The sequence below is a fragment of the Streptomyces sp. NPDC032126 genome, assembly GCF_055580085.1.
Window position 1 is genome coordinate 471,390 of sequence record NZ_JBVIMA010000006.1, and the last position, 21,330, is coordinate 492,719.

The 21,330-nt window shown below is 71.3% G+C and carries 21 protein-coding genes; 12 read left to right on the forward strand and 9 right to left on the reverse strand.

Annotation, left to right across the window (positions count from 1 at the left end):
• Nucleotides 1–132: 132 nt before the first annotated feature.
• A complete protein-coding gene (locus tag ACZ5NW_RS24510) occupies nucleotides 133–570 on the reverse strand; it encodes a gamma-glutamylcyclotransferase (RefSeq protein WP_468746015.1) in 438 nt (145 codons plus the stop codon).
• Between the two features lie 97 nt (nucleotides 571–667).
• On the opposite strand from ACZ5NW_RS24510, the gene ACZ5NW_RS24515 reads away from it, so the two are divergent.
• Nucleotides 668–2,116: an NAD(P)H-quinone dehydrogenase gene (locus ACZ5NW_RS24515; RefSeq protein WP_468746016.1), complete on the forward strand. Its 1,449-nt coding sequence runs from the start codon at nucleotides 668–670 to the stop codon at nucleotides 2,114–2,116.
• Between the two features lie 123 nt (nucleotides 2,117–2,239).
• Nucleotides 2,240–3,181 carry a DeoR/GlpR family DNA-binding transcription regulator gene (locus ACZ5NW_RS24520; protein ID WP_468746017.1) on the forward strand — a complete coding sequence of 314 codons (942 nt, stop codon included), beginning with the start codon at nucleotides 2,240–2,242 and terminating at the stop codon, nucleotides 3,179–3,181.
• Nucleotides 3,182–3,334: 153 nt separating this feature from the next.
• Here ACZ5NW_RS24520 and ACZ5NW_RS24525 read toward each other — a convergent pair whose 3' ends face one another.
• On the reverse strand, nucleotides 3,335–5,107 hold the full coding sequence (locus ACZ5NW_RS24525) for an acetyl/propionyl/methylcrotonyl-CoA carboxylase subunit alpha (RefSeq protein WP_468746018.1): 1,773 nt from the start codon (nucleotides 5,105–5,107) through the stop codon (nucleotides 3,335–3,337).
• A gap of 376 nt (nucleotides 5,108–5,483) precedes the next feature.
• Here ACZ5NW_RS24525 and ACZ5NW_RS24530 point away from each other — a divergent pair, with 376 nt between their 5' ends.
• Nucleotides 5,484–5,999, forward strand: a complete 516-nt coding sequence (locus ACZ5NW_RS24530; protein WP_468746019.1) for a hypothetical protein — start codon at nucleotides 5,484–5,486, stop codon at nucleotides 5,997–5,999.
• Here the strand turns inward: ACZ5NW_RS24530 and ACZ5NW_RS24535 are convergent.
• The 4 genes from ACZ5NW_RS24535 to ACZ5NW_RS24550 all read right to left on the reverse strand — a co-directional run bounded on the left by ACZ5NW_RS24535 (nucleotide 5,968) and on the right by ACZ5NW_RS24550 (nucleotide 8,686).
• Nucleotides 5,968–6,585 (reverse strand): Maf family protein, encoded by a 618-nt coding sequence (locus tag ACZ5NW_RS24535; RefSeq protein ID WP_468746020.1) that lies wholly within the window; start codon nucleotides 6,583–6,585, stop codon nucleotides 5,968–5,970. The genes ACZ5NW_RS24530 and ACZ5NW_RS24535 overlap by 32 nt on opposite strands.
• Before the next feature lie 37 nt (nucleotides 6,586–6,622).
• Complete coding sequence (mmpB, locus tag ACZ5NW_RS24540; RefSeq protein ID WP_468746021.1) at nucleotides 6,623–6,751, reverse strand: morphogenic membrane protein MmpB; 129 nt, start codon at nucleotides 6,749–6,751, stop codon at nucleotides 6,623–6,625.
• Between the two features lie 105 nt (nucleotides 6,752–6,856).
• Entirely contained in the window at nucleotides 6,857–7,066 is a 210-nt protein-coding gene (locus ACZ5NW_RS24545; protein WP_468746022.1) for an acyl-CoA carboxylase epsilon subunit, read from the reverse strand.
• A 9-nt stretch (nucleotides 7,067–7,075) separates the two neighbouring features.
• Nucleotides 7,076–8,686, reverse strand: coding sequence for an acyl-CoA carboxylase subunit beta (locus ACZ5NW_RS24550; protein WP_468746023.1), 1,611 nt, complete (start codon nucleotides 8,684–8,686; stop codon nucleotides 7,076–7,078).
• A 110-nt stretch (nucleotides 8,687–8,796) separates the two neighbouring features.
• On the opposite strand from ACZ5NW_RS24550, the gene ACZ5NW_RS24555 reads away from it, so the two are divergent.
• Nucleotides 8,797–9,675, forward strand: a complete 879-nt coding sequence (locus ACZ5NW_RS24555; RefSeq protein ID WP_468746024.1) for a biotin--[acetyl-CoA-carboxylase] ligase — start codon at nucleotides 8,797–8,799, stop codon at nucleotides 9,673–9,675.
• Nucleotides 9,676–9,884: 209 nt separating this feature from the next.
• Nucleotides 9,885–11,018: an adenylate/guanylate cyclase domain-containing protein gene (locus ACZ5NW_RS24560; protein WP_468746025.1), complete on the forward strand. Its 1,134-nt coding sequence runs from the start codon at nucleotides 9,885–9,887 to the stop codon at nucleotides 11,016–11,018.
• Nucleotides 11,019–11,085: 67 nt separating this feature from the next.
• Here the strand turns inward: ACZ5NW_RS24560 and ACZ5NW_RS24565 are convergent, their stop codons facing one another.
• Complete coding sequence (locus ACZ5NW_RS24565) at nucleotides 11,086–11,760, reverse strand: hypothetical protein (RefSeq protein ID WP_468746026.1); 675 nt, start codon at nucleotides 11,758–11,760, stop codon at nucleotides 11,086–11,088.
• Nucleotides 11,761–11,985: 225 nt separating this feature from the next.
• Between ACZ5NW_RS24565 and ACZ5NW_RS24570 the strand changes: the two genes are divergently transcribed.
• From ACZ5NW_RS24570 to hutH, 3 genes are all read left to right on the forward strand, one after another.
• Nucleotides 11,986–12,786 carry an enoyl-CoA hydratase/isomerase family protein gene (locus ACZ5NW_RS24570; protein WP_468746027.1) on the forward strand — a complete coding sequence of 267 codons (801 nt, stop codon included), beginning with the start codon at nucleotides 11,986–11,988 and terminating at the stop codon, nucleotides 12,784–12,786.
• Nucleotides 12,787–12,987: 201 nt separating this feature from the next.
• Complete coding sequence (locus ACZ5NW_RS24575) at nucleotides 12,988–14,145, forward strand: GGDEF domain-containing protein (protein WP_468746028.1); 1,158 nt, start codon at nucleotides 12,988–12,990, stop codon at nucleotides 14,143–14,145.
• Nucleotides 14,146–14,221: 76 nt separating this feature from the next.
• The gene (hutH, locus tag ACZ5NW_RS24580; RefSeq protein WP_468746181.1) at nucleotides 14,222–15,760 is read left to right on the forward strand and encodes a histidine ammonia-lyase; all 1,539 of its coding nucleotides are present in this window, start codon (nucleotides 14,222–14,224) and stop codon (nucleotides 15,758–15,760) included.
• A 92-nt stretch (nucleotides 15,761–15,852) separates the two neighbouring features.
• On the opposite strand, the gene ACZ5NW_RS24585 is transcribed toward hutH, so the two are convergent.
• Both ACZ5NW_RS24585 and ACZ5NW_RS24590 read right to left on the reverse strand, forming a co-directional pair.
• Nucleotides 15,853–16,653, reverse strand: a complete 801-nt coding sequence (locus ACZ5NW_RS24585; RefSeq protein WP_468746029.1) for a hypothetical protein — start codon at nucleotides 16,651–16,653, stop codon at nucleotides 15,853–15,855.
• Nucleotides 16,654–16,715: 62 nt separating this feature from the next.
• Entirely contained in the window at nucleotides 16,716–17,051 is a 336-nt protein-coding gene (locus ACZ5NW_RS24590) for a hypothetical protein (RefSeq protein WP_468746030.1), read from the reverse strand.
• Nucleotides 17,052–17,159: 108 nt separating this feature from the next.
• Here ACZ5NW_RS24590 and ACZ5NW_RS24595 point away from each other — a divergent pair, with 108 nt between their 5' ends.
• The 4 genes from ACZ5NW_RS24595 to ACZ5NW_RS24610 all read left to right on the forward strand — a co-directional run bounded on the left by ACZ5NW_RS24595 (nucleotide 17,160) and on the right by ACZ5NW_RS24610 (nucleotide 21,330).
• The gene (locus ACZ5NW_RS24595; protein WP_468746031.1) at nucleotides 17,160–17,504 is read left to right on the forward strand and encodes a hypothetical protein; all 345 of its coding nucleotides are present in this window, start codon (nucleotides 17,160–17,162) and stop codon (nucleotides 17,502–17,504) included.
• Nucleotides 17,505–17,730: 226 nt separating this feature from the next.
• A complete protein-coding gene (locus ACZ5NW_RS24600; RefSeq protein WP_468746032.1) occupies nucleotides 17,731–18,996 on the forward strand; it encodes a L,D-transpeptidase in 1,266 nt (421 codons plus the stop codon).
• A 168-nt stretch (nucleotides 18,997–19,164) separates the two neighbouring features.
• On the forward strand, nucleotides 19,165–20,616 hold the full coding sequence (locus tag ACZ5NW_RS24605) for an ABC transporter permease (protein ID WP_468746033.1): 1,452 nt from the start codon (nucleotides 19,165–19,167) through the stop codon (nucleotides 20,614–20,616).
• Between the two features lie 33 nt (nucleotides 20,617–20,649).
• Nucleotides 20,650–21,330: an ABC transporter ATP-binding protein gene (locus ACZ5NW_RS24610; RefSeq protein WP_468746034.1), complete on the forward strand. Its 681-nt coding sequence runs from the start codon at nucleotides 20,650–20,652 to the stop codon at nucleotides 21,328–21,330.

The window sequence follows — 21,330 nt, forward strand, 5'->3', positions numbered from 1 at the left end:
GATGACAGGACGGACGGGATGGCGATCGTTGTCTTGTCGTTTCCAACGAGGCGCTGTGACGTGCCCGACGAGGGTGTGTGACGCGTGCCCGACGAGGCCAATGTGACACCAGGGGCATCTGTGGCCCATGGGTCAGCAGGGACGCTTGCGCAGCTCCATCACATAGTCGTGCGGGGCGCCCGCCGACTCCGCCGCGTCGGCGACCTCGCCCAGGTAGCGGGCCGACGGCAGGCCGCCCTCGTAGCCGTTGAGCACGTACACCCACGCGCTCTCCTCGCCGTCGAGCGTGTGCACGCGTACGCGTACCCGGCGGTAGACGCCGAGGCCGACGCCCTCCCAGCGGTCCAGCGACTCCTCGTCCATGGGGGCGATGTCGTACAGCCCGACGAACACCTGGGCGCCGGGCTCCTCGACGATCGTCGCCAGCGCGCCGTCCCAGCCCATCTGCTCGCCGCCGAAGGTCAGCCGCCAGCCGTTCAGCCAGCCGGTGGCGCGCAGCGGCGAGTGGGGGGCGCGGCGGGACATCAGCCGCGCGTCGAGATTGCCGGCGTACGCGGCGTAGAGCGACATGCGACGAGGGTACGGCAGGCGGCACAGGCGTCTCTCAGGTAACGGTGCCGCTTCGGGCTCCGCCCCGGGGCGGTACCACCGGGGCGCGTGCGGGACAATGGAGTACGTGACTCGGATCGTGATCATCGGTGGCGGACCCGGCGGATACGAAGCGGCGCTGGTCGCCGCGCAGCTCGGCGCGGAGGTGACCGTCGTCGACTGCGACGGCCTGGGCGGGGCGTCGGTGCTGACCGACTGCGTGCCGTCGAAGACCCTCATCGCCACGGCCGAGGTGATGACCACCTTCGACTCGTCGTACGAAGAGCTCGGCATCATCGTGGCCGACGACACCCCGTACATCGACACCCCCGCGCGGGTCGTCGGCGTCGACCTGGGCAAGGTCAACCGCCGGGTGAAGCGGCTCGCGCTCGCGCAGTCGCACGACATCACCGCGTCGGTCACGCGCGCGGGCGCCCGGGTCATGCGCGGCCGCGGCCGCCTGGAGGGCATGCAGGCCCTCGACGGGTCGCGCAAGGTCGTCGTCACCTCCGCCGACGGCACCGAGGAGACCCTGGTCGCCGACGCGGTCCTCATCGCCACCGGCGGTCACCCGCGCGAGCTGCCCGACGCCCAGCCCGACGGCGAGCGCATCCTGAACTGGACCCAGGTCTACGACCTCACCGAGCTCCCCGAGGAGCTCATCGTGGTCGGCTCCGGTGTCACCGGCGCCGAGTTCGCCGGCGCCTACCAGGCCCTCGGCTCCCGGGTCACCCTCGTCTCGTCGCGCGACCGCGTGCTGCCCGGCGAGGACCCGGACGCCGCCGCCGTCCTGGAGGACGTCTTCCGCCGCCGCGGGATGAATGTGATGGCCCGCTCCCGCGCCGAGTCCGCCAAGCGCGTCGGCGACCGCGTGGAGGTCACCCTCTCCGACGGCCGGGTCATCTCCGGCACCCACTGCCTCATGGCCGTCGGCGCCATCCCCAACAGCGCGGGCCTGGGCCTGGAGGAGGCCGGCGTCCGGCTCCGGGAGTCCGGCCACATCTGGACCGACAAGGTCTCCCGCACCACCGCGCCCAACGTGTACGCGGCCGGCGACGTGACCGGCGTCTTCGCCCTGGCGTCCGTGGCGGCGATGCAGGGACGTATCGCCATGTACCACTTCCTCGGCGACGCGGTGGCCCCGCTGAACCTCAAGACGGTCTCCTCCAACGTCTTCACCGACCCCGAGATCGCCACCGTCGGCTACAGCCAGGCCGACGTCGACGCCGGCAAGATCGACGCCCGGGTCGTCAAGCTGCCGCTGCTGCGCAACCCGCGCGCCAAGATGCAGGGCATCCGCGACGGCTTCGTCAAGATCTTCTGCCGTCCGGGCACGGGCATCGTCGTCGGCGGTGTGGTCGTGTCGCCGCGCGCCTCGGAACTGATCCATCCGATCTCGATCGCCGTCGACAACAATCTGACGGTCGAGCAGATCGCCAACGCGTTCACCGTGTACCCGTCGCTTTCGGGCTCGATCGCCGAGGTGGCGCGGCAGTTGCACACGCGGAAGACCGCCGCCGAACTCTGACGCACGCGGGCAGGGTGCGGGAATTGGTCCCCTATACCACTTCCCGTCCTGCCGTGCGAACAACTTCTGTTATTCGGCGCAAAGAGCTGAAAGCAGACGGTCGCCCGCGTTACTGTCAGTTTCGTGTTCGCTGCAGAACGTCGCCAATTGATCCTCGAAATGGTGCGAGCGAACGGAGCCGTGTCGCTCCGAGAACTCGCCCGCGTCGTCCAGACCTCCGAAGTGACCGTACGGCGGGACGTGCGTGCACTGGAGGCAGAAGGACTCCTCGACCGCCGGCACGGCGGTGCGGTACTGCCGGGCGGGTTCACGCGGGAGTCCGGCTTTCCGCAGAAATCCCATCTCGCGACCGCCGAGAAGACGGCCATCGCCGACCTCGCCGCGAATTTCGTGGAAGAGGGCGAGGCGATCGTCGTCGGAGCGGGTACCACCACCCAGGAGCTGGCGCGCCGGCTCGCCCGGGTGCCCGGTCTGACCGTCGTCACCAACTCCCTTCTCGTGGCACAGGCGTTGGCCCATGCCAACCGGGTCGAGGTCGTGATGACCGGCGGTACCCTGCGCGGCTCCAACTACGCGCTCGTCGGCTCCGGAGCGGAGCAGTCCCTGCAAGGGCTGCGGGTCTCGCGGGCCTTCCTCTCCGGCAGCGGGCTGACCGCCGAGCGGGGGCTGTCCACGTCCAACATGCTGTCGGCGTCCGTCGACCGGGCGCTGGTGCAGGCCGCGTCGGAGGTCGTCGTCCTCGCCGATCACACCAAGCTGGGCACGGACACGATGTTCCAGACCGTGCCGACGGATGTGATCACCCGGCTGGTGACCGACGAGCCGCCCGTGCATGACGACCGGGCGCAGACCGAGCTGCAGGCGCTCGCCGATCAGGGGGTGCAGATCGCTGTGGCGGGCGCTTCGGGAAACGGTGAGAGTCCCTCCGGGCGGCAGCAGCAGCGGAGGGATGTGCCGCCGTTGCCTGGGCCTCGGCGGGGGCAGATGCCGGGGTTGAGGGCGGCGAATGTGTTGGCTGAGCCTGGGGCTGAGCGGGCTCGGGTTGCTGATCTGCGCCGGCGGTAGGGGCTGGTTCGGATACGTCGGCGGGTGCGGGTTCGTCGTGGCTTGTCGCGCAGTTCCCCGCGCCCCTTTCGCGGTAAGCGCCTTGCCCGGGACATGAGAAGCGCCCGGAGACGGGGTGAGCCAGTCTCCGAGCGCCTCTGAGAGTCGGGTCGGTCAGTCCTTGATCTCGCAGATCGGGGCGCCCGACGTGATCGAGGCGCCTACCTCCGCCGACAGGCCCTTGATGGTGCCGGCCTTGTGGGCGTTCAGGGGCTGTTCCATCTTCATGGCCTCCAGGACCACGATCAGGTCGCCCTCGTTGACCTCCTGGCCCTCCTCGACCGCCACCTTCACGATCGTGCCCTGCATCGGGGACGCGAGGGTGTCGCCCGAGGCGACGGGGCCCGACTTCTTCGCCGCGCGGCGCTTCGGCTTGGCGCCCGCCGCGAGGCCCGTGCGGGCCAGGGTCATGCCCAGGCTGGCCGGGAGGGAGACCTCCAGACGCTTGCCGCCGACCTCGACGACGACCGTCTCACGGCCCGCGTCCTCGTCGGCCTCCGCGTCCGCGGGGGCGGTGAAGGGCTTGATCTCGTTCACGAACTCCGTCTCGATCCAGCGCGTGTGGACCGTGAACGGGTCGGTGGAACCGTCGAGTTCCGGAGCGAACGCCGGGTCGCGCACCACCGCGCGGTGGAACGGGATCGCCGTGGCCATGCCCTCGACCTGGAACTCCTCCAGGGCGCGGGCGGCCCGCTGGAGCGCCTGCTGACGGGTCGCGCCGGTCACGATGAGCTTGGCGAGCAGCGAGTCCCACGCCGGGCCGATGACCGAGCCGGACTCCACACCGGCGTCCAGGCGGACACCGGGGCCGGACGGCGGGTTGAACGTGGTGACCGTACCCGGGGCGGGCAGGAAGTTGCGGCCCGGGTCCTCGCCGTTGATGCGGAACTCGAAGGAGTGGCCGCGCAGCTGCGGGTCGCCGTAGCCGAGCTCCTCGCCGTCGGCGATGCGGAACATCTCGCGCACCAGGTCGATACCGGCGACCTCCTCGGTGACCGGGTGCTCCACCTGGAGACGGGTGTTGACCTCCAGGAAGGAGATCGTGCCGTCGTTGCCGACGAGGAACTCGACCGTGCCGGCGCCGACGTAGCCGGCCTCCTTCAGGATCGCCTTCGACGACGAGTACAGCTCGGCGACCTGCTCGTCGGAGAGGAACGGCGCCGGGGCCTCCTCGACCAGCTTCTGGTGGCGGCGCTGCAGCGAGCAGTCACGCGTCGACACGACGACCACGTTGCCGTGGGTGTCGGCGAGGCACTGGGTCTCCACGTGGCGCGGCTTGTCGAGGTAGCGCTCGACGAAGCACTCGCCCCGGCCGAACGCGGCGACCGCCTCGCGGACCGCCGACTCGTACAGCTCGGGGACCTCTTCGAGGGTGCGGGCGACCTTCAGGCCGCGGCCGCCACCGCCGAAGGCGGCCTTGATCGCGATCGGCAGCCCGTGCTCCTCGGCGAAGGCGACGACCTCGTCGGCGCCGGAGACCGGGTCGGGCGTGCCGGCGACCAGCGGGGCGCCCGCGCGCTGCGCGATGTGGCGGGCGGCGACCTTGTCACCGAGGTCCCGGATGGCCTGCGGCGGCGGGCCGATCCAGATCAGGCCCGCGTCCAGCACCGCCTGGGCGAAGTCGGCGTTCTCCGAGAGGAAGCCGTAGCCGGGGTGGATGGCGTCCGCGCCGGACTCCCGGGCGGCGTTGAGCACCTTCTCGATATCGAGGTAACTGGTGGCCGGTGTGTCACCGCCCAGGGCGAACGCCTCATCCGCGGCGCGGACATGCAGAGCGTCCCGATCCGGGTCGGCGTATACGGCCACGCTCGCGATACCGGCATCCCGGCAGGCCCGGGCCACGCGGACAGCGATTTCGCCACGGTTGGCGATGAGCACCTTGCGCACGATTGAGGCTCCCTCCTTGAAACAAGCCGAGTTTAGGGACTGCCGACACGGCACTTCGAGGCGTCCCCAAAGGTGAGCTTGCCCACACGGAGTGTGATGCGAGGCTCGCTCGACCCGCGAAATCCCTAGTGGCACGGCGGTGCGCGGGACTCCTCGGGGCAACCCTAGCCCTCCGATGTGGTCAAGGTCTCTGTGAGGGCGTGCTGCGGCCCACTCTGTTTCTTTGTGGAGTCCCTACGAATGGCCCAACGATTCTTTGCCCTCGCCGGAACCCTTGTCCCTGGGTTTACCCGTTAGTAGCGTTCGCGATGTCTCGAACCTACTGGGGGTAAGGGCACTTCCGCACGAGCAGCGCGGTCGAAAGGGTGGGGACCTGATGGTGCGCAGGCCGGTGGCGTGGATCCTGGCGGTCGTCCTGTTCATGGAGGCGTTCGTCATCGCCGTCGTGAACTGGACCCTCGGCAGCCTCGTCGACCGGCAGAACATGTCGCTGGCCGGTCTGGACCCGGACATGATGTCGACGTCGTCGAAGGCCGGCGGGATCGTCTTCGGCCTCTACTTCGCCGGGTGCGGCGTGGTGGCCCTGCTGGTGGGCATACGCGGGCGGCGGCCGGCCGGCTTCGGCCGAGTGCTGCTGATCAGCGCGGCGGTCGTGCACGGGCTGCTGGGCGCCTTCGCCTGGGGCCTGATGGGCTGGCCGGCGTTCCTGTTCATGATGGTCGTGCTCGCGCTGATCGTGCTGCTGCTGATGACCTACGACCCCGAGGAGCGCAAGGCGGCCGCGGCCGGTCCCGCCGAGGGGAACGGCGACGGGGACGGCGGCGCGTCCCCGGGCGAGGCGCCGCAGGGCGGAACCCCGCTCACTCCGCCGCCGGCGCCCACAACTCCGTGATGCCGACGCCCAGTCGGGCCAGCAGCTTGCGTACGAGGGGCAGGCTGATGCCGATGACGTTGCCGTGGTCGCCGTCGATGCCGTCGATGAACGGCGCCGAGCGGCCGTCGAGGGTGAACGCCCCGGCGACATGGAGGGGTTCGCCGGAGGCGACGTACGCCGCGACCTCCTCGTCCGTGGGCTCGCCGAAGCGGACCACCGTGGACGCCGTGGCGGAGGCGTAGCGCCCGGTCGTGGTGTCGTAGATGCAGTGGCCGGTCTGCAGGGTGCCCGCGCGGCCGCGCATCGCCTTCCAGCGGGCGGTGGCCTCCTCCGCGTCGGCGGGCTTGCCGAGCGCCTGGCCGTCCAGGTCGAGGACCGAGTCGCAGCCGATCACGATCGCGCCCTTGACCTCCGGCCGCGCCGCCACGACGGACGCCTTGGCCTCGGCGAGGGCGAGGGCCAGCTCGGCCGGGGTGGGGGCGTGGACCGCGTCCTCGTCGACGCCGCTCACGATCACCTCGGGGTCCAGCCCGGCCTGCCGCAGCAGGTTCAGACGGGCGGGGGACTTCGAGGCGAGCACGAGGCGGCGGCGCTGAGCAGTCATGCGGTCAGCCTAGCGGCGTACGAGTCCCTCCGGGGGTCTATCGGAGGCCGGCGACGATCATCGCGAGGACCATGGCGACCGCCATGAAGATGCCGAGCCTGCGCAGCATGTCCTGCATGTCGCGGAGTTCTTTGGGGGGCTCGTCTTCGGGGTCGGACCACAGCATGCCACCAGCGTGGGGCTTGGCCGTGCCGGGCGCCTGAGTATGCGTACCTAAATAGGCGCCCGGCGTTGTCCTACTGTGCGCGGTTCCTCGCGCCCCTTTCTGTCCTTAGGCAGGCCAATAAGTGCGGGTCCATGCTGTTCGGCCCGGGCTCGGCAGGCGGTGTGATGCGATGCGGGACGGGTCCGACCAGGAGTCGCGGTCCGTGGGGGCGCCGGGCGGGATCGAGGCTGCCGCCGCGGCGCGGGCCCTGACCACCGCCAGGGCGGCGGCCAGCTCCTCCGGGGTCGGGTTGCCCCGTACGACCTTGATGTTCATGGACGGCTCCTACAGAGGGATGTTGCCGTGCTTCTTCGGGGGCAGGGATTCCCGCTTGGTGCGCAGCTGACGCAGGCCGCGTACGACGTGCCGGCGGGTGTCCGACGGCATGATCACGGAGTCGACGTACCCGCGCTCGGCCGCGATGTACGGGTTGAGGAGGGTGTCCTCGTACTCCTGGATCACCCGGGCCCGGGTGGCTTCCACGTCGTCGGCCTCGGCGATCGTGCGGCGGTGCAGGATGTTGACCGCGCCCTGGGCGCCCATGACGGCGATCTGGGCGGTGGGCCAGGCAAGGTTGAGGTCGGCACCCAGGTGCTTGGAGCCCATGACGTCGTAGGCGCCGCCGAAGGCCTTGCGGGTGATGACGGTGATGAGAGGGACGGTCGCCTCGGCGTAGGCGTAGATCAGCTTGGCGCCGCGGCGGATGATGCCGGTGTGCTCCTGGCCGACGCCCGGGAGGAAGCCGGGGACGTCCACGAAGGTGATCACCGGGAGGTTGAAGGCGTCGCAGGTGCGCACGAAGCGGGCGGCCTTCTCGGACGCGTCGATGTCCAGGCAGCCCGCGAACTGCATCGGCTGGTTGGCGACGATGCCCACCGGGTGGCCCTCGACCCGGCCGAAGCCGGTGAGGATGTTCGGCGCGAACAGCGGCTGCGTCTCGAAGAACTCGGCGTCGTCCAGGATGTGTTCGATCACCGTGTGCATGTCGTACGGCTGGTTCGCGCTGTCCGGGACGAGCGTGTCCAGCTCGCGGTCCTCGTCCGTGACGGAGAGGTCCGCCTCCTCCGGGAAGGCCGGGGCCTCCGAGAGGTTGTTGGACGGCAGGTACGACAGCAGCTGCTTGACGTACTCGATGGCGTCCTTCTCGTCGCCCGCCATGTGGTGGGCCACACCGGAGACGGCGTTGTGGGTGCGGGCGCCGCCCAGCTCCTCGAAGCCGACGTCCTCGCCGGTGACGGTCTTGATGACGTCCGGGCCGGTGATGAACATGTGCGAGGTCTGGTCGACCATGACCGTGAAGTCGGTGATCGCCGGGGAGTACACGGCTCCGCCCGCGCACGGGCCGACGACCAGCGAGATCTGCGGGATGACACCGGAGGCGTGGGTGTTGCGGCGGAAGATCTCGCCGTAGGCGCCGAGCGAGGCGACGCCCTCCTGGATCCGCGCCCCGCCCGAGTCGTTGATGCCGATGACCGGGCAGCCGGTCTTCAGCGCGAAGTCCATGACCTTGACGATCTTCTGGCCGTAGACCTCGCCCAGCGCGCCGCCGAAGACGGTGAAGTCCTGGGAGAACACGGCCACCGGGCGGCCGTCGACGGTCCCGTAGCCGGTGACGACGCCGTCGCCGTAGGGGCGGTTCTTCTCCAGGCCGAAGTTGGTGGAGCGGTGCCGGGCGAACTCGTCGAGCTCGACGAAGGAGCCCTCGTCGAGGAGCAGGTCGATGCGCTCACGGGCCGTCAACTTGCCCTTGGCGTGCTGCTTTTCGACGGCGCGTGCGGAGCCGGCGTGCGTCGCCTCGTCGATGCGCCGCTGGAGATCCGCGAGCTTGCCCGCGGTGGTGTGGATGTCGATCCCTTGGGTCTCTTGGATCTCGTGACGCTCTTCCGGCTCGGACATCGGGATGCGGCTCCCTGCCTGCTCAAAAGGGGGGACGGTTACTCATCCGTAGCGTAGTGCGGTGCCATCGACTCAGCGATGCGGCGTTTCCCACACCTAGGGTGGCTTGCATGACGCCGCGAGATGCATCAGACAACAGCCGTTGGTCCGATCTGGACCGCCCGCCGCTGAACGCGGGGGCCCTGCGCAGGGGCCTGCTGCGGGAGGGCGGGCTGTGGTCGGAGGTGGAGGTGGTGCAGCGCACCGGGTCCACCAACAGCGACCTGGTGGCCCGGGCCGCCGCGGGCAAGGCGGCCGAGGGGGCGGTCCTCGTCGCCGAGGAGCAGACGGCCGGGCGGGGCCGGCTGGAGCGGCAGTGGACGGCACCGGCGCGGTCGGGGCTGTTCTTCTCCGTGCTGCTGCGGCCAGCCGAGGTCCCGGTGGCCCGCTGGGGCTGGCTGCCGCTGCTCACCGGGGTCGCGGTGGCGACGGGGCTGTCGCGGGCCGCGGGAGTGGACACGGCACTCAAATGGCCCAACGACCTGCTGGTCACCGTGGGGGGCGAGGAACGCAAGGCCGGCGGGATCCTCGCCGAGCGGGCCGGTGAGGACGGGGTGGTCATCGGCGTCGGCGTCAACGTCACCCTGCGCGCGGAGGAACTGCCGGTGCCGCAGGCGGGGTCGCTGGCGCTGGCCGGGGCGGTGAGCACGGACCGGGATCCGCTGCTGCGGGCGGTGCTGCGGGCCCTGGAGGAGTGGTACGGGCGGTGGCGGGCGGCCGGGGGCGACCCGGTGGCGAGCGGCCTCCAGGAGACCTACGCGGCGGGCTGCGCGACGCTGGGCCGGGTGGTGCGGGCGGAACTCCCCGGCGACCGTTCCGTGGAGGGCGAGGCAGTGGCCCTGGACGCCGACGGCCGCCTGATCCTGGCCACGGAGGAGGGGGTCAGGGAGCCGGTGGGAGCGGGCGACATCGTGCACCTGAGGGGTGCCACGGGAGGGGGCGGACTGTGAGGCGGAACGCGCGCGGGCTCTGAAAGCGACGCGCGTCTGAAAGGGGCGCGGGGAACTGCGCGATCAGCCCCCACCGCCCCGCAGACGACACACGGCGCAAAACCCACCGCACCCCCGCGGCCCAACCCAACGGAGTGAGCTGGCGCACACCTGCCGTAGAGTTGAGGCCGGTCGATACCTGACCGCGGTAGATCGGAAGGGCAGCAGGCGTGACCGTCGACGACACGGGCGGCTCCGGCACGGACGCTCGCGGCCGAGTGGACATGCCGTCGGCCGCCGACCCCGGCGAGGACCCCCTCGCCCTGCGCCTGGAACAGCTCATCCTGGGCGCCGAGCGCCGCTACACCCCGTTCCAGGCGGCCCGCAGCGCCGGCGTCTCCATGGAACTGGCCTCGCGCTTCTGGCGCGCCATGGGCTTCGCCGACATCGGCCAGGCCAAGGCCCTCACCGAGGCCGACGTCCTCGCCCTGCGCCGCCTCGCCGGCCTGGTCGAGGCCGGGCTGCTCAGCGAGGCCATGGCCGTGCAGGTCGCGCGGTCCACCGGACAGACCACCGCCCGGCTGGCCGAATGGCAGATCGATTCCTTCCTGGAGGGCCTGACCGAGCCGCCCGAGCCCGGCATGACCCGCACCGAGGTGACGTACCCGATCGTCGAGCTGCTCCTGCCCGAGCTGGAGGAGTTCCTCGTCTACGTCTGGCGCCGGCAGCTCGCCGCGTCGGCCGGCCGGGTCGTCCAGACCGGTGACGACGAGGAGATGGTCGACCGCCGGCTCGCCGTCGGCTTCGCCGACCTCGTCGGGTTCACGCGACTGACCCGCCGTATGGAGGAGGAGGAGCTCGGCGAGCTCGTCGAGGCCTTCGAGACCACCGCGGCCGACCTCGTCGCCGCGCACGGCGGCCGGCTCATCAAGACCCTCGGCGACGAGGTCCTCTACGCCGCCGACGACGCCGGTACGGCCGCCGAGATCGGGGTGCGGCTCGTCGAGACGATGGCCAGCGACGAGACGATGCCGGAGCTGCGCGTCGGCATGGCGTTCGGCACGGTCACCACTCGTATGGGTGATGTCTTCGGTACGACCGTCAACCTCGCCTCCCGGCTCACGTCGATAGCGCCCCGGGACGCCGTCCTCGTCGACACCGCCTTCGCGGAGGAGCTGATCCGTACCGGTGACGCCCCCGCGTCGGAGTCGGAGGCCGCCGAGGCGGCCGCGGCCGCGGAGAAGGAGGGCGAGGAGCCGCCGACGTACCGTTTCGCGCTCCAGCCCATGTGGCAGCGCCCGGTCCGCGGCCTCGGCGTGGTCGAGCCCTGGCTCCTCAGCCGCCGCGACGGCACCACGGGCTGAGCGTCCTGGCGCCGCTGCGGCGTGGCGTGTCGTTACGGCGTCGGCGTGTCCTTCGTCGCGCGTGTCGCTACGGCTTCGGCGTGGCGAGCACGTTGTCGACGCACAGGCCGATCACCGGGACGCACAGGCCGTGGTCGGCCGGTGGCTGTGGCGGGGCGGGGGCGGTGGTGGTGGGCGCGGGGTCGGTGGGCGGTGTCGGGGCCGTCCCCGTGGGGCTGGTCGACGGTTCCCGTGGCTCGCGTGTCTCTGCTGTCCCGCCGGACGCGCCCGAGTCCGCCGCCCTCCCGGCCCCGCCCCGTGGCAGCACGGTCACCGATGTGTCTCCCGCTCGCGGGGACGGGGACGCGGCGCCGGTGCCGACCTTGGGTGAGCCGGCCGTGGGGCCGGGGGCGGCCGCCGTCGGCGTGGTGGCGGCGGGGAGGGTGACGGCGGCGGGCGTGGCGCGTCCGGTGCTGGTGCCCGTACCCACACCCGTACCGGAGTCCAGGTCCGGGCCGGCCTCGGCGGTCCCGATGCCGCCGATGCCCGAGTCCGGGGACAGGCGCAGCAGGCTCAGTACGCCGGCGGCGACGGCGAGGCCGCCCGCGGCGAGGAGGATCTTGCGGGGCCGGGGGCGGCGGTGCCGGCCGCGTGGTCCACGGATCCGGAGGGCGCCGGGGCCGGCGTCATGGGCCCGCGCCTCCTCGTCCTGACGTGCCGCGTCTCGCGGTCCGGTGTCCGTACTCGTCGGCGTGTTCGCCATCGTGTTCCCTCCCCGATGCGTTCGCGCCCCCGATGCGCCGTGGCTGTGGCACGTTATGCGCTCCTGTGGGTGATCGGGGTGGAGTCGGGCGAGATGTCACTCGAACGGGTTGTCGGTGGGGGATTTCGGGAACGAACGGCGGGGCTTTCCCCCGCGGGGTCCGGCTGCGATGATCGGGCGAGCTGGAGTTGTTAACCCGCGTTAACGCGTCGTCCGGAGGGTGTCATGAGCGAGGAGCGGTTCGGGGAGTTCGTGCTGGTGCGGCGGCACGGGGAAGGGCATGTGGCGGAGCTCGCGCTCGACCGGCCGAAGGCGATGAACGCCGTGTCGAGCGAGATGGCGCGATCGATCGCGGGGGCGTGCGCGGCGCTGGGCGCGGACCGGGACGTACGGGTGGTGGTGCTGACCTCGACGCATGAGCGGGCGTTCTGCGTCGGGGCGGACCTGAAGGAGCGGAACTCCTTCAGTGACGCCGATCTGGTGCGGCAGCGGCCGGTGGCCCGGGGGGCGTACACCGGGGTGCTGGAGCTGCCGGTGCCGACGGTGGCGGCGGTGCACGGGTTCGCGCTGGGCGGCGGGTTCGAGCTGGCGCTGTCGTGCGATGTGATCGTGGCGGACCGTACGGCGGTGGTGGGGTTGCCGGAGGTGTCGGTGGGGGTGATCCCGGGCGGGGGCGGTACGCAGTTGCTGCCGCGGCGGGTGGGGGCGGCGCGGGCGGCCGAGCTGATCTTCACGGCGCGGCGGGTCGAGGCGGCCGAGGCGCGGGAGCTGGGGCTGGTGGATGTGCTGGTTGAGGAGGGGCGGGACCGGGAGGAGGCGCTGGCGATGGGGGCGCGGATCGCCGGGAACTCCCCGGTGGGCCTGCGGGCGGCGAAGCGGGCGCTGCGGCTGGGGCACGGGCTGGACCTGCGGGCGGGCCTGGAGGTGGAGGACGCGGCATGGAGGTCGGTGGCGTTCTCGGGAGACCGCGCGGAGGGAGTGGCAGCCTTCAACGAGAAGCGCAAGCCGGAGTGGCCGGGGGAGTGAGACGGCGCAGTGTGAGGGGCGTGACTGTCCCGACCCGAAGGGGGCGCGGGGAACTGCGCGACCAGCCCCCACCCACCCGTCACCCGACCGACGACCCCACCACCCCCCACCCGCCCGGCACCCCACCCGCCCCCACCCCCTCTTCACCCCTTGCGCCGCATCAACGCCCCTTTTCCACGCAAATATCCCTAGCCTGGAGTGATGGGTGAGGACAGACGCCTCGCGGCCGTTGTCGCGCTGGCGCAAGGGATGGCCGCGGCGCACAGCCCGAGGGAGACCTGGCGGGCCGCCGCCTTGGGCGCCTGCCGCGCCCTGGCCGGAAGTTTCGCCGCGCTCTCCGTCTGGGAGCGCGACCTCGGGTGCCTCCGGGTCCTCGTCAACGTGGGGGACCGCGCCCCCGGCGAGGAGGAGTTCCCCGAGGACGAGGCGTACCCGGTGCACCGATTTCCCGAGATCACCGAGTTCCTCCATGAGCGCTGGGTCGAGGGCGGTGAGCCCAACGCCTGGGTGGAGACCGCCGACGGCCCCGATCCCACCGCCGGCGACCCGGGCTTCTGCCATCAGCGGGTCGCCGCCCTCCGCCGCCGCAACCGCGGCTCCTGCGTCGTCGCCCCCGTCGTCCTCAACGCCCGCGCCTGGGGCGAGCTCTATGTCGCCCGTTCGACCGGCACCCCCGTCTTCGACCGCGCCGACGCCGACTTCGCCACGGTCCTCGCCTCGGTCGTCGCCGCGGGTCTCGCCCAGACCGAGCGCCTGGAGGAGGCCCGCCGCCTCGCCTTCACCGACGCCCTCACCGGCCTCGCCAACCGCCGCGCCGTGGACGTGCGCCTGGACGAGGCGGTCGACCGGCACCGGCGTGAGGGGGCCGTGGTCAGCCTCGTCGTGTGCGACCTCAACGGGCTCAAGCGGGTCAACGACACCCTCGGGCACGCCGTCGGCGACCGTCTCCTGGAGCGCTTCGGCTCGGTGCTGTCGCTGTGCGGCGCCATGCTGCCCGGCGGGCTCGCCGCCCGTCTCGGTGGTGACGAGTTCTGTCTGCTCGCCGTCGGCCCGCCCTCCGACGACGTCGTGAAGGTCGCCGACGAGCTGTGCCGCCGCGCCGCCGAGCTGGAACTCGGCGACGGGGTCGCCTGCGGGGTCGCCTCGACCGGCGACGCCATCGGACCCGTGCGTTCCGCCCGCCGTCTCTTCCGGCTCGCCGACGCCGCCCAGTACCGCGCGAAGGCCGAACGCGCCGACCGGCCCGTCGTCGCCGGGCGGGCCGGCCCCGACGACCCGGTCGTCCGCCTCGCCGACGAGCCCTCCCCCGAGGCGCCCCCCGAGCGCCGCCGCTTCCGGGGGCACCGGCCGCCGGTGTGACGCAATCGGTAAGGGGCGGACCCGCGCCCCACTGGTGACATCTTCGAATTCACTGCGTACGCTCCTGAATATGGATATGCACACTGTGGTGGTGGGGACGTCCGGAGTGACCGCGTCCGACGTTCTCGCCGTGGCGCGCGACAACGCCCGGGTCGAGCTCTCCGCCGAGGCCGTGGCCGCCCTCGCGGCCGCCCGCGAGATCGTGGACGCGCTCGCGGCCAAGCCCGACCCCGTCTACGGCGTCTCCACCGGGTTCGGCGCCCTCGCCACCCGGCACATCAGCCAGGAGCTGCGCACCCAGCTCCAGCGCAACATCGTCCGCTCGCACGCCGCCGGCATGGGCCCGCGCGTCGAGCGCGAGGTCGTCCGGGCGCTGATGTTCCTGCGGCTGAAGACCGTCTGCTCGGGACACACCGGCGTCCGCCCCGAGGTCGCGCAGACCATGGCCGACATCCTCAACGCGGGCATCACCCCCGTCGTCCACGAGTACGGCTCCCTCGGCTGCTCCGGCGACCTCGCGCCGCTGTCCCACTGCGCCCTGACGCTCATGGGCGAGGGCGACGCCGAGGGCCCCGACGGCACCGTACGGCCGGCCGCCGCGCTCCTCGCCGAGCACGGCATCGCCCCCGTCGAACTGCGCGAGAAGGAGGGCCTCGCCCTCCTCAACGGCACCGACGGCATGCTCGGCATGCTGGTCATGGCCCTCGCCGACCTGGACACCCTCTACAAGTCCGCCGACATCACGGCCGCCCTGAGCATGGAGGCCCTGCTCGGCACCGACAAGGTCCTCGCGCCCGAGCTGCACGCCATCCGCCCGCACCCGGGCCAGGGCGCCAGCGCCGCCAACATGCTCGCCGTCCTCAAGGGCTCCGGCCTCACCGGCCACCACCAGGACGACGCGCCCCGCGTCCAGGACGCCTACTCCGTGCGCTGCGCCCCGCAGGTCGCCGGCGCCGGACGCGACACCATCGCGCACGCCCGGCTCGTCGCCGAACGCGAGCTGGCGTCGGCCGTCGACAACCCGGTCGTGCTGCCCGACGGACGCGTCGAGTCCAACGGCAACTTCCACGGCGCACCGGTCGCCTATGTGCTGGACTTCCTCGCCATCGCCGCCGCCGACCTCGCCTCCATCGCCGAGCGCCGCACCGACCGGCTGCTGGACAAGAACCGCAGCCACGGCCTGCCGCCGTTCCTCGCGGACGACGCCGGCGTCGACTCCGGCCTGATGATCGCCCAGTACACGCAGGCCGCGCTGGTCAGCGAGATGAAGCGGCTGGCCGTACCGGCCTCCGCGGACTCCATCCCGTCCTCCGCCATGCAGGAGGACCACGTCTCCATGGGCTGGTCCGCCGCGCGCAAGCTGCGTACCGCCGTCGACAACCTCGCCCGGGTGATCGCCGTCGAGCTCTACGCCGCCACCCGCGCCGTGGAGCTCCGCGAGGGACTGACCCCCGCTCCGGCCACCCGGGCGGTCATCGAGGCCGCCCGCGCGGCGGGCGTGGCCGGCCCCGGCCCCGACCGCTTCCTCGCCCCCGACCTCGCGGCGGCGGACGCCTTCGTCCGCGACGGCCACCTGGTCACCGCGGCGGAGACGGTCACGGGACCGCTCCAGTAGGACGACCGGGACCGTTCCCCAACGCGGGCGGACGACAGGAGCCCTGCCGTGGCGCTACGGCAGGGCTCCTCGCGGTTCTACGGGCGGACCGGCTACTTCAGCTTGCCCACCTGCGCCTTGAGCACGGCGGCCGGGATCTGCGTGGCCTTGCCGGACTCGAACGCCGCGAAGTCCACCGTGTAGAACGTGGCGAGGGTGCCGCCCTTGCGCACCACCTCGGCGGTGAACCGGGCCGTGCCGTCGCCGTCCATGTCGACGGACTCGACGAACGCCACCGACTCGTCACCGAGCCCGCTGCCCTTCGCCGGGGCAACCTTGGTGACCTTCGAGGTCTCGCCCCCGGCCGCGATGCCGTAGCCGCCGGCGCAGGCCGTCACGCCGTCGGAGACCGCCTTCAGCGCCTTCGCCGCGCCGTCGCCGTCGTACGAGGAGAGGCCCACGAAGGTCATGCTGACGTTGAAGCCCTTGGCGAAGTCGTCCTTGCCGATGTCCTCCAGGGAGGTGGGCGCGGACGACGCCTTCGCCTCCGTCACGGTGTTGCCGGCGTTGGCGTCCGTGTCGCCCGGGGCGAGCGTGGCCGTCGCCCAGGCGAGCGGGTCGCAGGCCGGCTTGTCGGTCTTCACCGCGCTCTTGGACTTCGGGATGGTGTCGTCGCCCGAGTCGACGGTGAAGCCCTTGACGTCGCCCGTGGTGAGCAGCAGCTTCTCCAGCTCCGCCGAGGTCAGCGCCTTCGTGCCGGGAGCGGCCGAGGCGCTCGCGGAAGCCGGGCCGGAGGCCTTGTCCTTCGTGTCCTTGGAGTCCGAACCGTTGTCGGAGCAGCCCGTGATGAGGGCGAGCGACAGAACGCTCACCGCGGCCGTGGCGCACAGCCGCGCCCCCGAAGATCTCTTCATGGGGGGACTATGAAGATTCCGTCAAAGGAACGTCAAGTTAAATCAAAAAACCGGGCGTTGGTCTAAAAACCCAGACGTTCCCGGCGAACGGAATACGCCACGAAGCACGCGCCCAGGGCGAGCAGACCGGTGCCACCGACCACGTACGGGGTGGTGTCGAAGCTTCCGGTGTCGGCGAGCCGGGTATCGTCCGCGGACACCTGGTCGGCGCTCCGCGCGCTCTCCCGCACGGCCGTGGACGCGACCCGCGCCTGCGTCGTGACCTGCGAAGTCACCTGTACGGGCGTGGAGTTGCCGGTCGCGTCCTGGGTCGCGTCGGCGTTGGGGACGAACCACAGGGCGCACAGCAGCGTGCCCGCGGCGGTGGCGGTCAGCAGTGGACGGCGAGCGGATGACACAGAATCGATCCCCTTGTGGCGCTGGCGAATTGGGGCCTGTGGGCAGATGTTAGTGAAAGCCGCGGGTCACGGGAAAGTCACGGGAGCCATGAGCCTTACGCTCGCGGCATGAGCACTGAAGAGACATCACGGTTTGTACGGCTTCGGGTGGAGCTGGTCCTGGAGATCGAGGAGGCGGAGGCCCTCACCGAGGCCGCGGTGCGGCGTATCGCGGAGGATCCGGAGCTGCCGGACGACGAGCGTACCCACGCGGAGAGCGCTGTGACGGAAGACACCGCGGAGGCGCTCGCGTACCTCGTCGATCCCTTCGACCTGGTCGGAGACGTCCCCGGGGTCGTGCTCCAGCAGGCCTCCTGGTCCAGCGAGCAGATCGACTACGACCCCGATTCGCCGGACTGGGACCTGGATGACGATGATGTCCGGGAAGATGACGACGAGGACGACGTCGGCTGAGTGTTCGGGGAACTGGTGACCCCGGACGGCAACCGCCGACCGGGGTTTCGTCGTCTCAAGGGGGGCACTGAGTCCCAAGGGGCGCACTGACCGACACCCGCACCACCCGCCGCGCGCCGGCCGGACGTGGTGTGCCCCACACATCCGCGCGATGTGGAACGGGAGGCACCGGTCGTAGCGTTGAAGGTCTTGACGGGGACTCTCGGGTATTCGGGAATCGGCAACGATGGAGAAGCGTGTGATGACGAACAGTAAGCGGCGCAAGGGTCTGATGGCCGCGTCCGCGCTGCTCGGCGGCGTACTGGTGCTCTCCGCGTGTTCGGGCGGCGACGACAACGCCTCCGACAGCGGCGGCAACGGCACCTCGCAGGCCAAGGTCGACGAGGCCGCGGCCCAGAAGACGTCCGAGGCCCAGATCAAGATCACGCCCGCGGACGGCTCCAACAACGCCTCCATCAACAACTCCGCCACCGTCACCGTGAGCAAGGGCACCCTCACCGAGGTGACGATGACCACCGCCGACGGCACCGCCGTCAAGGGCGAGCTGTCGGCCGACAAGACCAGCTGGAAGCCCAGCGGCCAGCTGGAGCGCTCCACCACCTACAAGGTGGCCGCCAGCGCCAAGGACGCCAACGGCCGCGAGGCCCACGAGAACTCGTCCTTCACCACCGTCTCCCCGGCGAACAGCTTCATAGCCAACTTCACCCCGGAGAACGGCTCCACGGTCGGCGTGGGCATGCCGGTGTCGATCAACTTCAACAAGTCGATCGCCAACAAGGCCGCGGTGCAGAAGGGCATCACCGTCACCTCCAGCAGCGGTCAGGAGGTCGTCGGCCACTGGTTCAACGCCAACCGCATCGACTTCCGCCCCGAGAAGTACTGGGCGGAGAACTCCACCGTCACCCTCAAGCTCGCGCTCGACGGAGTCGAGGGCGCCCACGGGGTCTACGGCGTACAGCAGAAGACGGTGACCTTCCACATCGGCCGCAACCAGGTCTCGTACGTCGACGCGAAGACCAAGCAGATGAAGGTCACGCACAACGGCCAGGTCGTCAAGACCATCCCGATCTCCGCCGGTTCGCCGGAGAACAAGACGTACGAGGGCATCATGGTGATGTCGGAGAAGTTCAAGGAGACGCGCATGAACGGCGCGACCGTGGGCTTCACCGACGACGACGGCAAGGGCGAGTACGACATCAAGGACGTGCCGCACGCCATCCGCCTCACCAACTCCGGCACCTTCGTGCACGGCAACTACTGGGGCAACAAGTCCATCTTCGGCAGCGTGAACACCAGCCACGGCTGCGTGGGCCTGTCCGACACCAAGGGCGCCAACGACACGGGCACCGCGGGCTACTGGTTCTTCACCCACTCGATCGTCGGTGACGTGGTCGTGGTCTCCAACACCGGCGACAAGACGGTCGCCCCGGACAACGGCCTGAACGGCTGGAACCTGGACTGGGCCACCTGGAAGGCCGGTTCGGCCGCCTGAGCCGGCCGGGCCCACAGCCGCCCGTCCACAGCTGACACAGCTGACCGATGCCGCCCGCAGGGGCGGCATCGGTGTTTTCCGGGGGCCTCGAGGTCCGGCCAGGGCCTTCTCATGGTTCTTTTATGCCGGCCTTATCGCGTCATCACGGTGCGTCCCTAGCTTGCGGCCATGTTCTTCACCTACCTGAGGCGCGAACTGCGCCGCCGCAGAAGGGCGGCCCTCGTCGTCGCCTCCGGACTCGCGCTGGGCATCGCGCTGGTCATCGTGGTCAACTCCGTGTCCTCCGGCATGGGCAAGGCCCAGGACAAGGTCCTCCAGTCGCTGTACGGCCTCGGCACGGACATGACGGTCACCAAGGCCGCCGCGCCGGCCGCGTCCTCCTCCGAGCGCCCCCGCTTCCAGTTCGACGCCAGTCAGGACGGCGACGACGCGGAGCAGAGCAGCGACCGGGTGCTGGTGCGGGGCTTCCAGACCCTGACGGCGTCGACCGTGACGGAGGTCGGCCGGCAGAGCGGTGTCGCGGACGCCGTCGGCGGGCTCAGCCTCCAGGTCATCAAGGTGAGCGGACAGTTCACCCGCGGCCAGTTCCAGCAGAACGGCACCGGCGGGCAGCAGGGCGGCCCCGGTGGCGGCCAGGGCGGCCCGTCGCAGGGCGAGGTCCAGGGCGGCGGCGCCGACTTCGACGTCAACAGCTACTCCGTGTACGGCACCGACGTCGCCAAGCCCGACCTCGGCCCGCTCACCTCGTCGACGATCACCGGCGGCCGTACGTTCAAGACGACGGAGACCGCCGCCAAGGTGGCCGTCGTCGACTCCGCGTACGCCAAGGAGAAGTCCCTCAAGGTCGGCTCCACCCTCACCATCAAGAGTGTGACGTTCTCGGTGATCGGCATCGCCACCGCGGACAGCGGCGACGCGGCCGCCAACGTCTACATCCCGCTGAAGCAGGCGCAGACCCTCAGCGACTCGGCGAACAAGGTCACCACGATCTACGTCAAGGCGACCGACTCCCAGAAGATCGACTCCGTCAAATCGGCGATCCAGAAGAACGTGTCGGGAACGACGGTGACGACCTCCGCCGACCTCGCGGACACCGTGTCCGGCTCCCTCTCCACGGCGTCCTCGCTCGCCTCCAGCGTCGGCAGGTGGCTGTCCATCGCGGTGCTCGTGGCCGCGTTCCTCGTGGCCGGCCTGCTGACCTCCTCGGCGGTCTCCCGCCGGGTCCGGGAGTTCGGCACGCTGAAGGCGCTGGGCTGGAAGTCGGGCCGGGTCACCCGGCAGGTCGTCGGCGAGGCCATGGTCAACGGCCTGCTGGGCGGCGCCCTGGGCATCGCCCTGGGCCTGGCGGGCGCGTACGCGGTGACGGCGATCAGCCCGAGCCTGGAGGCCCAGCTGGGCGGCGGCGGTGGTGGTGGCGGCCTGGGCGGCCCCGGCGGCTTCGGCGGTCCCGGCCGGGCGACGCAGAAGACGCTGGAGGTGGCCCTGACGGCCCCGGTGAGCGTGACCACCGTGTCCGTCGCGGTGGGCCTGGCGGTGGCGGGCGGCCTGATCGCGGGCGCGTTCGGCGGCTGGCGCGCGTCGCGACTGCGCCCGGCCGACGCGCTGCGCCGCGTCGAGTAGTCCCCACCCCCGACCTCACCCAGGAGTCACCCCATGTACGAACTCAAGAGCGTCACCAAGCACTACACCCGCGGCAAGGAAGCCGTCCACGCCCTCGACGGCGTCGACCTCACCATCGCCGACGGCGACCGCCTCGTCATCCAGGGCCCCACCGGCGGCGGCAAGTCCACCCTCCTGCAGATGCTCGGTGGGCTCGACCGCCCCACCTCCGGCGAGGTCGTCCTCGACGGCGTCGACATGGCCCGGCTGTCCGAGGCCCAACTGACCAAGGTGCGCGGCGAGAACATCGGCTTCGTCTTCCAGTCCTTCAACCTCGTCCCCACCCTCACCGCCCAGGAGAACGTCGAGACGGCCCTCGTCCCCCTCGGCGTCAAGGGGGGCGAGCGGCGCGAGCGGGCCGCCGAGGCGCTGCGGTCCGTGGGTCTCGGCGAACGCCTCGGACACCTCCCGGGTGAGATGTCCGGCGGCCAGCAGCAGCGCGTCGCCATCGCCCGCGCCCTGGTCAAGCGGCCGAAGGTGCTGCTCGCCGACGAGCCCACCGGCAACCTCGACGAGGGCATGCGCGACGAGATCATGGAGGTCCTGGACACCCTGTGGAAGGAGCAGGGCCTCACGTTCATCATGGTCACCCACGACTCCGCGATCGCGCGGAAGGCCCCGCGCCTGGCGACGATCCGCAAGGGCAAGCTGACGATCAAGGAGAACGCGCTCTGA